This window comes from Alkalicoccobacillus plakortidis, from assembly GCF_023703085.1.
GTDB classification, from domain to species: domain Bacteria; phylum Bacillota; class Bacilli; order Bacillales; family Bacillaceae_D; genus Alkalicoccobacillus; species Alkalicoccobacillus plakortidis.
Window position 1 is genome coordinate 455,762 of record NZ_JAMQJY010000001.1, and the last position, 13,537, is coordinate 469,298.

Consider the following 13,537-nt stretch of genomic DNA (forward strand, 5'->3'; position numbering starts at 1 on the left):
TTTAGGATTAGGTGTTTGAGTAGATGGGATCATTATCACAGATAGAGGATTTATTGAATTCCCACCTCTAATCCCATGGATAAACGTCCTAATCCTAAGCAAATCAAAGGAACTATTCCACTATGTTAAGTCGTTTGGCATAGCAGTGCCTTTCTTTTCCCCCATACATTGTTCGTGTAAACTGACGAGTAAAGCCGGCTGTTTCTAGATTGTTAATGCTTGCATGGTTCTGAGGGTGAACCGTTGAATATAGATATTGGTACCCTTTCTCCTTTGCGCTCTTTTCTCTCATTTCGTGAAATAACCTTTGTAAGCCCAACCCACGAACTGATTCATGAACTATGGTAGAATCCAAAACCGCTACAAAAGGCAGCTCTTCCTCCGATACTCCAAATTCAGTACCTAAATTCCCTTCATTTCCACCTGGGAAAGCTAGTACTGAAAAAGCAACTAAGCTACCATTTTTAAAAGCACCATATACCTCACCATTTCCATCAAATATCTCTCTGAAATAGTCCTCATCATCCATTGCAAATAAGTCTTGGGAAGGCAATCGTGAAATAACATCATTCATTAACCTTATTACATTTACTAAATCTGAATGCTCTAACCGACGCATCTCTAGTTGACCACTCTGTTCTATATACAACATGTAAACTCCTATAAGTTTCTATGATTTCTCTAAATCAGTTCATCTAAACTAAAACTATATCTAACGCGTATCCAAGTAATGTGATAGATAAGCCTCTTTTCTAGCTATCCAAAATTTCATCATCACTTAGTATGTATACTTTTTATTGCTTTTTTTCTTTCTAGGTTTTTCTCTCCCCATAGTTCAAGTTGTTCGTATATAGGTATAAGTTCTAACCCTACCTCTGTTAATGAATACTCAACTTTTGGTGGAACTTCATTGTATTGAACTCTTTGAACAATTCCATATTCAATCAGTTCCTTTAGAGATTGATTGAGCATGGTTCCTGTAATACCAATTACCTGTCTTTTTAATTCGTTATATCGGATTATTTTGTTCCTGCATAATACAGTTAGGATAGATAAGTTCCATTTTCCTGATAAGATTTTTAGTGTGTAATAGGCTGGAGCTATTTCTTTATTCAAGTGATCATCAGTCATAATTTATTCCTTCCTTAGTCATTTTTTTCTTACTTAGACAGTTTAATATGCGTACTTGTTATAAATATATCTTTAATTATAATCAAATTAGGAAATCAAGTCATTATTGTTTTTCAAAAAAAGGAGTGGTTAGTTTGATAAATAAAGGAACTTTTACACTAATTTTAATTCCTCAAATTCAGAGGAGACATGTACATAATTGACGATTAACAAAAATGAGATGCGCGCTGCACAATACAACAACTACGGATCACCAGATGTTTTTTACGAAGGTTATATTGCAATACCACTTGTAAAACCAGGAGAGGTACTCATCCGTGTACATGGAACGAGTGTAAATTCAATGGATACTATGTTTCGAGCAGGCAAACTCAAGATCTTAACGGGACAAAAATTCCCCAAAGGGACTGGAGCTGACTTTGCTGGTGAGGTTGCTGAATTGGGTGTGATGTAACAAGCTTTCAATTAGGCGACAAAGTGTGGGGTATTCTCCCGATGAATTTAAGAAGTAGCATTGGAGGTGCCGCTGAATATGTAACGACAACGCCAGAGCAATTATCATTAAGTCCTACAACAATTAATCTTTTACATGCTGCGGCTTTGCCTGGAGTTGGTGCTACCGCTATTATTGCATTACGAAGGAAAACAGAACTTAAAAAAGGTGAAAGATTGCTTGTTCGTGGTGCAAGCGGTGGAGTTGGTAGTATAGCTGTACAAATCGGCAGCATGTTAGGTGCACATGTAACTGCACTTGCAAGCGCAAAACACCTTACCTTTTTGCAGGAGATCGGTGCAGATGTCGTGTTTGATTACTCGAAAACATCCCCTTCTGAGCTTGGAGAATTTGATGTGATTATGGATACCGTCGGGACAGATCTTATGTATTACAGATGCTTGCTTACTACGAAGGGAAGGATGGTCACAATTGGTTTTCCTAGCTTTGCTTCATTTTCCTATATAGTAGCGTCAGCCGTTTTCGGTTCACGTAGAGTTCGAGCGTTTAGTGCGAATCCCAAAACCGACCTTCTAAAGGAATTAGCAGGTTATGTAGATTCAGGTGATGTTAAACCAATTATTGACAGCATCTACCCTCTCTACGATATTGCTTGGGCACATCGCTCTTTGGAAGCTTGGAGGTGGGCGTGGGAAGCGAATCATACAAATTTAAAATGTACTCTTACTTACTCAATAAACTCCATGAGATTTTATTACTACACGAATCTTTTATTTATTACACAAAAATAATAAGTACCAATTTCAAGAAGGTGAATGTATATCAACAATATCTCGAGCTTCATTTTATAGAAAACTATTAAGGATAGCGCCAAGAAAATGCGGAAATACATGGATAAGGAAATTCCAAAATTAGAAAACTCAACTTCTCTATAAATCAAAATAGAGAAATTGAGCTTTTTAGTTCCTTCATTTATTTATTGAATTCATTAACTGGAAGAAGTATTCAGGTTTATGAGTTTTATTTAGGTTATACCATGAATGTAATACATCTGGTGTAAATACATCTATTGTTTTCAGTACCTCCATTGCAAATTCCAGGGGAGCTATTCCTGATGCAGTAACTAAATTTGCATCAGATACCGCAGATCCCAACTCATAGAACTTTTCACCTTTATAATTAGGACATATCATTTTAGTATATTCCAAGTTATTACTTGTATGCTTTCTAGCATCTAAGTATCCCATATTCGCGAGGCCCTCAGTTGCACCACAAATTGCAGCAACAATAGTGCCAAGCTTTAGAGCTTGGCCAATTCTTTCCAAGATAGGTTGATGAATTTCTTCACTCCAGGTAGTCCCTCCTGGTAAAATTAAAAGATCTTTACTCTCAAGAATACATTCTTCAAGGGAAATCTCTGGTTTTATGCTCAGTCCTCCCATAGTAGTAATCATTTCTTTATTAGCTCCTACTGTCATTACTTTTAGAGGCGCTACATCTTTTTTGAAATATCTCCCTGAGTTTAGTTCAGCAATTAAATATCCATATTCCCAGTCCGACATTGTATTAAATACATATAGAAAAACTTTTTTTGTTTGCATCTAATCACACTCCAATCACAATTGATATAGCCATTATAATAAAACTTCCCTGACAGCTAACGTCAGGGAAGTTATCATTCTTGATGAAATTTTATTAATTCCGACAGAACTTCAATCATTCTTTTCTTAAGACTTATTGGCTCAATAACTTTAATAGATTTATTGTACGGTAAAAGTAGATAAGGTACATATGTATGTATGATATCTTTTTCAAGAAGAAAAACGGCTTGATTTGAAGTCCGTTCTTGTAAATAATGCCCTAAAAACCAATGTTGGCAAAGATCAGCCAATACATTTTTATCCCCATTGACTACCAAAGAAATTATACCATCCTTATCTTCTATAGTTGGAAGAAGACTTTTTATAAAATAGTCGTGTGCTGAAAAATTTTCTGGCCGGTTAAACTTATTATCGGTTAGCATTAGACTTTCAATTCGATCTACTCTAAAACTACGGATATTATTCCTAAGATGACAAAATCCAATCACATACCACTTATTATTCCAATAGATAATTCTGTACAGATTGACCAATCTATCATTTAATTTCTTTTCACCACTTTTATTGTAAAGAATTTTTACTGAAAGCCCGTCAGCTACAGCCTGCTCCAACTCCTTCAAAAAAGGTACCATAGAGAGAGAACTTACTCGACTTATTACTTCAAGACTAGTTAAATGTTGGTTTATCTTTGTTTCCTGCTCTTTATTAGAGTGGTTACTTAGTTTTGAAATGGCCCTATTTAATGCTTCACCTCCATAATATCCGGCTTCTTCTGCAAAAACAGCAGCGTGAAATAGTGAAGTTTGCTCTTCAAAATCAAAAAAAGAGGAGCCTCAATAAAATTGTTCAATAAAGTGTATCCACCGTTATGTCCTGGTTCTGAAATTATAGGTACGCCACTTGTTGAAATTGTATCAATATAACGATACACAGTCCTTATATTCATCTCTAACTTTTCTGAAATTTGTTTTGCAGTAATTTTTTCACCTGAACGAAGCATCCATAGAATCGCTAACATATTGTCAATTTTAGGCATATCATTCGACCTCTATATTAAATTTATTTTCTATTATATAATCCAAATTAAGTCTTACTTCTTTAATAGACCTTTAAACTTTCCTTCCTAGATGTTTTTCATACCAACCTGTAGACTTTTTAATGTCTGTAACAGGTATAAATATACTTCCAATCTTTTAACATACTATCTCTACTTCAAATGAAATTCCTATGTACTAAAAAGTGTGTTATAAAATAGTTTTAATGGATTTAGAAGCTTCTGTTCTTTTCTCATCTAGATATTTAATCGCATGCATCGAATGATCCTGAATGATGCCTGTATCTACAAAACCAAATGAAGTATATAATTTTTTAGCTATAGCATTGCTCGTTCGATAAAAGAGTCCTACATTTTCTGCTTCCCCATATGGCATAGTTCCAATATCCGCCAACATTTTTTCAAAGGCAAGCTTGCCATATCCTTTCCCCTGATACCTCTCCCCAACCATAAAATGCCAAATGAAATAGATCTTTTCACCGTAAAAAACTTCATTTTGAAATGATTCATGATCCGTCGTATCATAAATATACATCAAAAAGCCAATCGCAACTCCATCGGCATAAATGGCAAACGGAGTCGTTGGTATCCCCTCTGCGTTCAACACATAGGCGTCGGCAATACTTCTGAGGTTATTAGTATCTATAAAGTCTTTCTGGTTTTCCCCAACTTCAAGTGCTATTACTTCATCTATGTTATCTCCGGTTATTTTCCGCAATTCAATCATTTTTTTCCCTCTCCTAACACAATATTATTAATAAGTAGATTAAAATAAACAATATTTGGTTATTAGAATTTATTATAACATTCAAATAAATTCCATAGGGTTTATTTTACAAATTTCATGAGCAAAAGAAAAATCACCAAAGCTCCTATAGCCTTGGTACTACTAATATGCGGCCAGGAGGAGTCGAACCTCCACGAGTTTAACCTCACTAAGCCCTCAACCTAGTTACTTGGATGTTAACGTCTACTCCGTGTGGAACAAAAAAAGTTTAGTTCAACATACGTCCAGAGAGTCTTGGCCCCACCCATTAACGTCAATTAAGCAGTCATATAAAATAGCCGACTCAAAAATGAGTCGGCTTCTTCATATTCTCATTAAACCATTACCTTACACATATCCTTCGTAAATTCCACCGGATCTTCTAGAGGAAGACCTTCAATTAATAGTGCTTGGCTATATAACAGGTTTGTGTATAGCTTTAGCTTATCTTGGTCCGTTTCATGAGCGGCTTTGATTGCTTTAAAGACATCATGGTTTGGATTAATTTCTAGGACCTTTTCGGCTTTTACATGCTGACTATCTGGCATTGCCTGCAAAACTTTCTCCATCTCAATTGTTACTTCCCCATCAGCTGCTAGAAAAACAGGGTGTGTCTTCAGACGCTTAGATAAACGAACATCTTTTACTTTTCCAGAGAGTACAGACTTCATTTCATCAAAAAGAGCTTTATTTGCATCCTTCTCTTCTTTTGTCTCTTCTGTCTCGTCCTCATCAATTTTCAGATCCGCACTAGAAACTGATTGGAATTCTTTTTCTTGATAGCTTTGAAGCATTTTAATAGCAAACTCATCCACGTCCTCCGTGAAATAAAGGATTTCATAGCCTTTATCAGCAACTAATTCAGTTTGTGGCAATTTCTCGATTCGTTCTACGGATTCACCCGTTGCATAATAAATATAGCTTTGATCTTCCTTCATACGCGATACATATTCAGAAAGTGAGACTAATCCTTTTTCAGTAGATGAATGGAACAATAATAAATCCTCAAGTACTTTTTTGTTTGCACCATAGTCGTTATATACGCCAAACTTCAGCTGACGACCAAACGATTTGTAGAATGTCTCATACGCTTCACGTTGATTTTTCAACAAGGTTTGTAGCTGAGATTTGATTTTAGACTGAATGTTTTTTGCGATTAACTTCAATTGACGGTCATGCTGAAGCATCTCTCTTGAAATGTTAAGTGAAAGGTCTTCAGAATCAACCATACCTTTGACAAAACTAAAGAAGTCAGGTAAAAGATCCGCGCATTTCTCCATAATAAGTACGCCATTGGCATATAGCTCTAGACCTTTTTCATAATCTTTTGAGTAAAAATCAAATGGTGTATTTTCTGGAATGAACAGGATCGAGTTATAACGAACAGCCCCATCCACGCTTAAATGGATATGCTCAAGTGGTTTATCAAAGCCGTAACGCTTATCTTGATAGAACTGTTCATAATCTTCTTTTGTCAGTTCGCTTTTGTTTTTGCGCCAGATTGGCACCATACTATTAACCGTTTGAACTTCCTGGACTTCTTCTGTTTCACCCTCTTCGCCACCTTCTTTTGGCTTATATGTGGTGACATCCATCTTAATTGGGTAACGGATAAAATCAGAGTACTTCTTAACAATTGCTTTCAGGCGATACTCTTCAAGAAACTCATCAAAGGATTCATCTTCTGTATTCTCTTTAATATGTAATGTGATTTCCGTTCCTGGTGTGTCCTTAACAGTCTCTTCAATTGTGTAGCCATCACTTCCATCTGACTTCCATTTGTAAGCCGTATCAGCGTCCACTGATTTACTGATAACCGTCACTGTATCAGCTACCATAAAAGCAGAATAAAATCCTACTCCAAACTGACCAATAATATCGTGCCCATCTTTAATTTCATTGGTTTTCTTAAAAGCTAACGAACCACTCTTAGCAATTGTTCCTAGATTATTCTCTAGCTCTTCTTTTGTCATGCCAATACCAGTATCCGTTAAGCTTAATGTACGAGCTTCTTTATCTGCAGTAATTTGAATGGCATAGCGGTCTTGTTCAAAACTAATTGATTCATCGGTTAGTGCACGGTAATACATTTTATCAATCGCATCACTTGAGTTAGAGATAAGCTCTCTTAAAAATATCTCTTTTTGAGTATAAATGGAATTAATCATCATTTCCAGAAGACGTTTGGATTCAGCTTGAAATTGCTTTTTTTCCATATGTGAACACCATCCCTTAATTAAACATTTTGATATTAGCACTCTCATATGCAGAGTGCTAATCTACTTATATTTTACACACTTGTGCAGTCACGTCAACACATTCGATAGCAAATGTATGATTTGTTTCTTCAGAGAACACACTATCCATAATTAGGGATGCAAGGGTGAGTGAGATGACAGAATCAATCCAGTTTACAACGAATACAGAATACAACAAACAGCTATTTACAACGTTTTTTGCTAATCAGTCTGATTTTAGTCATCGTGATGTACACATAACGGAATTAAATATGAATTGTACGCTTTTTTTTCTAAAGTCACGTACCGACTTCAACATACTTATGCAATTCATGCAGAAGCTTGAACGTCTTACTCCTTCTTTGTTTAAGGACAAATCAGAAAAAGAAGTGGCTTTAAAGACAATTGAAACCTTGTCGTATCAGTCTTCTTTTCTACTAGCCGATACTGTTTCTTTTATCTATGAAGGAAAATCTATTCTTCTTTTAGAGGATCACTCTGAATTATTTATTTTAGATACAGCAGCAAACATTAAACGAGGTATTGAAGATTCATCTAGTGAGAAAGTTATAAGAGGTCCTAAATTAGCTTTTATTGAAAGCATTAATGACAATATCGGTATCATAAGGCAACTCACAAGAGATCAAAACATCATAGCAAAAGAGCATCATATCAATGTACAAAACAACGAGAAATTGATCCAATATCTATACAATCAAAAGCAGGTAAATCAAGAGCTTATTAAGGAAATTGATAAACGACTATCGTCTATTAATACAAGCAATCTAGAAGATTCCGGAATGCTAGAAGAATTAATTGAAGATAATCCAATGTCTCCCTTCCCTCAAATTCAAAACACAGAGCGACCTGATCGAGTAATCGCTGCAATTAATGAAGGTCGGGTGGCTATGTTCATTGACGGGTCACCTTTTGCCCTTATCATGCCAACCACATTTGATATGTTACTTCAATCACCAGATGACTATTACGAAAGATGGCTTGCGGGTAGTTTTTTGCGTGTTTTACGATATTTGTCGATTATGATTACATTATTTCTTTCAGCCTTTTATATCTCCTTGGTTTCTTTTAGCCAAGGTCTTTTACCAACTGAGCTTGCGATCACGATAGCAAGTACACGTCAAAATGTACCTTTTCCTCCTTTTATAGAAGCAATTATTATGGAGATTACGATTGAATTACTTAGAGAAGCAGGCATTCGCTTACCAACACCACTTGGACAAACGATTGGACTAGTTGGAGGGGTTATCATTGGACAAGCAGCTGTTGAAGCTAATTTAGTTAGTTCATTAATGGTTATTATCATTGCCTTAACAACCATTACTTCATTTACCGTTCCTCAATATAGCTTTGGGCTATCCTTTCGAATGCTTCGATTTGGGGCAATGATATCTGCTGCGATATTTGGTTTATTTGGTACAGTCTGTTTCTTTATCTGGTTAAGCATTCATTTAGCCAACTTAAAAAGTTTTGGAACCAGTTATTTCTCACTTCAATTTTCATTCTCAAGAAAGAAATTCCTTGATCTATTTATTCGTTTACCAAAAAGAGTTAAGTCCGCTCAATAAGGAGGAACAACAGGTGAAACAAGAATTTGACTCTATTTCAACGTATCAGCTAACAATCTTGATCATTAATTGCATGCTTGGTGTTGGATTTCTTGTTTTACCGAGGCGTATTACGGTAACGCTTGACTCGCCTGATGGATGGATCTCTCTGTTAATATCAGGATTGATCATTCTGTTTGCTGTGCTCCTCCTCTTTTATTTTTTCTCAAAACATAAAGTCAAGGACATTGTTGAATATACCGAATTAGCTTTTGGAAAGTGGATGTCTAAGTTTATCTGCATTTTATTAGTTCTTTATTTTATCTCACTAACAGGTTATGAAGCCGTTGCGATGAGTGAGATGGTTCGATTTTTCCTTCTTGAGACGACACCGCAAATGCTTGTAGTCAGCATTATATTAGTGTTGGCCGCTTATCTCGGAAGTAGTCCAATTAATACCCTTGTAAGAGTGTGCATGTTTTTTCTTCCCTTTTGTTTAGTAGTGGTGTTCTTTATATTTTTATCTGGATTAAAAGAAGTAAATATTAATAATCTGCGGCCTGTTCTTGAGTCTGGATTCAATCCTTTTGTTAAAGGTTTTTTTAGTACAAGTCTTTCCTACTTAGGACTGGAATCTTTATTAATCTTCACTGCTTTTACTTCTGCGAAAACGAAAAAAGTGAAAGCAGCTGTCATAGGGATTGGAAGCACCTCTGTACTTTATGCTCTAACGTATATCATCGTTGTTGGAGCATTAAGTTACCAAGAAGTTAAAACGTTAACCTGGCCAACCATTTCATTTATTCAAACGTTCAGTATTCATGGCATTTTTTTAGAGCGTCTCGATTCATTTTTATTATCTACATGGATTTTGCAATTCTTTACAATCTGTGCGATCAATACATTTAATATTTGCTACATATTGGAGAAAACTTTCTCCCTTAAACCTCTCACAAGCTGTTTTATAATCGTACCTCTCGCATTTCTTGTTGCTTATATACCCAGCGATTCTACAGAGATTTTCCTGTTGGCTAATTTTGTCGATCGAGGTGGATTGATTTGTTTAATCGTTTTGCCATTAATTTGTTTTATCACAGTTAGTATAAAAAAGAAGGTGATTTCATGAAAAAAACAATTAAATTGATGATCTTATTCAGTACACTTATCCTTTCTGCTTGCTGGGACAGTAGAAGTATTGAGGATATTTCGCTGGTTATTGGAGTTGGAGTAGATGTAAGCGAAAGTGGTGAGTATATTTCACTTGGTCATCAAATTATTGTGCCTCCTAGTAATAGCGGAGATAGTTCACAGAGTGCGCCTTTTAAAAACATTTATACAACAGGGAAAACAGTCCATGGAGCGATTCGAAATGTAGCGCTTCGCGACAATTCAGTCATTAGTGATCATCAGCGAATATTAGTTATCCGCAAAGAGGTATTACGAAAATGGACATTGGATGAAGTCATTAACCAAATGCAAAGATGACAGAACACGTCGTAGTTTATATGTATTTATTACTGATGAACCAATTAAACAAATCCTAGGTCTGTCTGATTCCGATGAAATCCCTTCTAATCAGTTATACGATTTACTTGATAATCGATGGCGGTCCACCAAAATCCTTCCTGAGGTTTCATTAGGTAAGCTCTCGTCAAATTTACAAAAAAACGTTAGCTTTGTCCTTCAAGACGTACAAATTATTGGTGGACGATTAGCTTTATCAGGCGGTGGCGTTATTAAAAATGGAAAGATCCTTGATGCAGAGCTATCAATTGATGATATAGGCACATTAAATTACTTAACAGGTGAGATTCAAGGTGGTGTCCTTTCAACTCAATTAGATTCTATGCCTCTTGCATTTGAAATCCTTGAAGATATGTCGATTAAAGTTAAAACAAATGTAGTTAATAATCATGTTTCAATTGATATAGATGCTGAAACATCAGGACGTATTTCTGAGGATTGGAACGAACAGGAAGATTCGTTTACGGATAAGTACAATGACCAAAGGCTAAAAGCAATTGAAGCTGAAATTCAAAAACGTGTGAATCACCTTATAAAAAAACTCCAAACCGATGTACAAGCAGATGCAGCTGGATTTGCAGAATATATGCGTGTTCAACAGCCAGACTTTTGGGATCAGTACGGCGGTCAGTGGGATCAGTATTTTACTGAAGCAGACATTACCTATTCCATTACTGTAATTGTTGAAGACTTTGGCACCAAGGGTTCCACCAAAAAAATGCAATAAATGTATGGTATGATAAAGGTTACATTGCACGAGGAGTTGAAACACAATGGACCAAACTGAACGCGAAGCCTTTATCATCCAAAAGTATAAACAGGAAGAAGAACTAATGATTCTTTTGTTTGCACAATGGTGTATAAATCATGATCTCGAACCTGAAGGCATCTATCAAAAAGCATTTCCTAGCCAATCTAAAAATGCTCAGCTTACACACGCAGTAGAACAAACAATCCCAAAATCAGAAGCAGATGAGATCCCACTCGTCTCCCTTTTAGAAGTGTTATCTTGGTTTGAACAGGATGAATTAGCTTTTATTGTGTCAGAAGAAGCCAGTCGTTTAGATAAAAGTTAATCAAGGATGACGTCAGCAAGTAATTTGTAGGACTTGAGACGATCTTCAAATGAATGAACATTTGTCAGTACCATACATTCGTCTGAGCCATATTCCTTTGATAGCTTTAACAGCTGTTCTTTCACATTTTCGGGTTCTCCAAAGACTTGCCGCTGCTGAAGTTCCTTTCTTTTTTCTGCTTCATCTGGTGTGAGTGAATAGTGATTTGCAAAGTCTTGATTCGGAATCCCATCAAGACCTTCTGCTTTCGCCCGCTCAATCGACCAGATATGAGCACTTCCCGCAATCTCTTCTGCCAATTGATTCGTTTCTGCACAAACAACTGAAACGGCTAGAATTAATGTCGGCTCTTGGTTATACTTCGTTGGTTTAAAGTGTTTTTTATACGCTTCAGCTGCTTTTTTGCTCGATTCGTCGTTCATAAAATGACCGACGGCATAAGGTAGTCCATGTTTTGCCGCAAGTTTTGCACTTTTTATACTTGTACCAAGAATCCAAGGTACAGGAGGATCATTAGGTACGGGGGCTGCTTTTAGTGAACGATAGGAATGACCTTCTGGAAAATCATTTCGGATAAAGTGTAAAAGTTCTTCAACTTTTTCAGGCATGCTATAAATGGCCTGAAGCATGTTTGTATTAAGTGCTAAAGACGCCTCTGCTGATCCACCTGGAGATCGACCTAAACCAAGATCTATTCGTCCAGGATACATTGTTGCAAGTAAATGATATCGCTCCGCTACTAAGTACGGTTGGTAATTAGGTAAAAGTACCGCGCCAGCACCAATCCGAATCGTTGTTGTTTGTGACCCAATTATCCCCAACAATACATCCGGAGCAGGACAGGCTAACCCTGGAAGATCATGGTGCTCAGCGATCCAATAACGTGAATAGCCCAACTCGTCAGCATATATCGCAAGTTGCTCGGTCTCATTGATCGCATCGGCGACAGAACGGCCACGAGAGACAACCACCTGATCTAAGATACTTAATTTCATTTGAATATTCCTTTCACTAAAAAAGCCATGACTACTCAGCCATGGCTTTTATTTTTTAATTGACGTTTATGATAACAACTCTGCTACGATCTCATGTGAACGAACACGTGCATCATGATCAAACGCATCAGATGAAATGATCACTTCATCTGCTTTTGTTTCATCAATAAAGTCAGCCAACTTTTGTTTAATTGTGTCTTGAGATCCTGTCATATAAGAGCTTGCACCTCGATTACGTTCTAGAGCTGCAATCTCACCTGGCGCATAATGATCAGATAGGTTCTTAACAGGTGGCTTAAATTGACCTGGTTTGCCTCGCATTAAATCAAGCATTTGTTGCTTACGTGATGTTGACAAATATTCTGCTTCCTCATCTGTATCTGCAGCTACTAAACTAACGCCAAGCATAATATGTGGTTTCGATAGCGTTTCAGACGGCTCAAAGCGACTGCGATACAAATCAATCGCTTGATGCATATAATCAGGAGCAAAATGCGATGCAAACGAGAATGGAAGACCCCTTTGAGCCGCAAGTCTAGCACTAAAGCCACTTGAACCTAGCAACCAAATCGGTACATCCTGCCCTACACCAGGATACGCTTTGACCCCAGTAGCCGCATCCTCACTCATGTAAGCCTCAAGCTCTTCAACTAAATCAGGGAAGTCATCGCCATTACTAAACAACGTCCGACGCAGTGCACGAGCAGTCAGTTGATCACTACCTGGTGCACGACCAAGGCCTAGATCAATTCGACCTGGATGAAGCGCATCAAGTGTGCCAAACTGTTCTGCAATCATAAGTGGTGCATGGTTTGGAAGCATAATCCCACCTGATCCAACACGAATATGTTTTGTCCCTTGAGCAATATGATTAATAATAATTGACGTGGCCGATGATCCGATACCTGGCATATTATGGTGCTCAGCTAACCAATAGCGATTAAATCCCCACTCGTCTGCTTTTTGAGCAAGATCTAAGCTTCGTTTAAAGGTCTCTGACGCATTTGACCCTTGTGTGATAGGAGCCAAATCCAGAACAGATAGCGGTGTATCCTTAAAACGTTTTGTTTGTTTATGTGTTAATTCCATATTTGTCATCTACCTTTCTCATTCCAATACATGCACCTATTGTAA

General features: G+C 36.9%; 12 protein-coding genes and 2 pseudogenes. 6 read left to right on the forward strand and 8 right to left on the reverse strand.

The features are described from left to right. Window positions 1-112: 112 nt before the first annotated feature. The gene (locus tag NDM98_RS02555; protein ID WP_251604360.1) at window positions 113-652 is read right to left on the reverse strand and encodes a GNAT family N-acetyltransferase; all 540 of its coding nucleotides are present in this window, start codon (window positions 650-652) and stop codon (window positions 113-115) included. Between the two features lie 122 nt (window positions 653-774). Next, on the reverse strand, window positions 775-1,131 hold the full coding sequence (locus tag NDM98_RS02560) for a winged helix-turn-helix transcriptional regulator (RefSeq protein ID WP_251604362.1): 357 nt from the start codon (window positions 1,129-1,131) through the stop codon (window positions 775-777). Window positions 1,132-1,330: 199 nt separating this feature from the next. Here NDM98_RS02560 and NDM98_RS02565 point away from each other — a divergent pair, with 199 nt between their 5' ends. After that, a complete protein-coding gene (locus NDM98_RS02565; RefSeq protein ID WP_251604366.1) occupies window positions 1,331-1,585 on the forward strand; it encodes an alcohol dehydrogenase catalytic domain-containing protein in 255 nt (84 codons plus the stop codon). A gap of 41 nt (window positions 1,586-1,626) precedes the next feature. After that, on the forward strand, window positions 1,627-2,376 hold the full coding sequence (locus NDM98_RS02570) for an NAD(P)-dependent alcohol dehydrogenase (RefSeq protein WP_251604369.1): 750 nt from the start codon (window positions 1,627-1,629) through the stop codon (window positions 2,374-2,376). A gap of 177 nt (window positions 2,377-2,553) precedes the next feature. Here the strand turns inward: NDM98_RS02570 and NDM98_RS02575 are convergent, their stop codons facing one another. From NDM98_RS02575 to htpG, 4 genes and pseudogenes are all read right to left on the reverse strand, one after another. Further along, complete coding sequence (locus NDM98_RS02575) at window positions 2,554-3,186, reverse strand: type 1 glutamine amidotransferase family protein (protein WP_251604371.1); 633 nt, start codon at window positions 3,184-3,186, stop codon at window positions 2,554-2,556. Window positions 3,187-3,260: 74 nt separating this feature from the next. Beyond that, window positions 3,261-4,222 (reverse strand): annotated as a pseudogene (locus NDM98_RS02580) (helix-turn-helix transcriptional regulator). Between the two features lie 208 nt (window positions 4,223-4,430). Continuing rightward, a complete protein-coding gene (locus NDM98_RS02585; protein WP_251604373.1) occupies window positions 4,431-4,967 on the reverse strand; it encodes a GNAT family N-acetyltransferase in 537 nt (178 codons plus the stop codon). 374 nt (window positions 4,968-5,341) lie between these two features. Then, the gene (htpG, locus tag NDM98_RS02590; RefSeq protein ID WP_251604376.1) at window positions 5,342-7,222 is read right to left on the reverse strand and encodes a molecular chaperone HtpG; all 1,881 of its coding nucleotides are present in this window, start codon (window positions 7,220-7,222) and stop codon (window positions 5,342-5,344) included. A gap of 176 nt (window positions 7,223-7,398) precedes the next feature. Here htpG and NDM98_RS02595 point away from each other — a divergent pair, with 176 nt between their 5' ends. The 4 genes and pseudogenes from NDM98_RS02595 to yxiS all read left to right on the forward strand — a co-directional run bounded on the left by NDM98_RS02595 (window position 7,399) and on the right by yxiS (window position 11,408). Then, window positions 7,399-8,829, forward strand: coding sequence for a spore germination protein (locus NDM98_RS02595; RefSeq protein ID WP_251604378.1), 1,431 nt, complete (start codon window positions 7,399-7,401; stop codon window positions 8,827-8,829). Window positions 8,830-8,842: 13 nt separating this feature from the next. Then, window positions 8,843-9,934 carry a GerAB/ArcD/ProY family transporter gene (locus tag NDM98_RS02600; protein ID WP_251604379.1) on the forward strand — a complete coding sequence of 364 codons (1,092 nt, stop codon included), beginning with the start codon at window positions 8,843-8,845 and terminating at the stop codon, window positions 9,932-9,934. A gap of 17 nt (window positions 9,935-9,951) precedes the next feature. After that, window positions 9,952-11,059: pseudogene (locus NDM98_RS02610) on the forward strand (Ger(x)C family spore germination protein). A 46-nt stretch (window positions 11,060-11,105) separates the two neighbouring features. Continuing rightward, entirely contained in the window at window positions 11,106-11,408 is a 303-nt protein-coding gene (gene yxiS / locus NDM98_RS02615; RefSeq protein WP_251604382.1) for a protein YxiS, read from the forward strand. On the opposite strand, the gene NDM98_RS02620 is transcribed toward yxiS, so the two are convergent. Both NDM98_RS02620 and NDM98_RS02625 read right to left on the reverse strand, forming a co-directional pair. After that, entirely contained in the window at window positions 11,405-12,403 is a 999-nt protein-coding gene (locus NDM98_RS02620) for an LLM class flavin-dependent oxidoreductase (RefSeq protein WP_251604383.1), read from the reverse strand. The genes yxiS and NDM98_RS02620 overlap by 4 nt on opposite strands. 66 nt (window positions 12,404-12,469) lie before the next feature. Next, a complete protein-coding gene (locus NDM98_RS02625) occupies window positions 12,470-13,501 on the reverse strand; it encodes an LLM class flavin-dependent oxidoreductase (protein WP_251604384.1) in 1,032 nt (343 codons plus the stop codon). Between the last annotated feature and the right edge of the window lie 36 nt (window positions 13,502-13,537).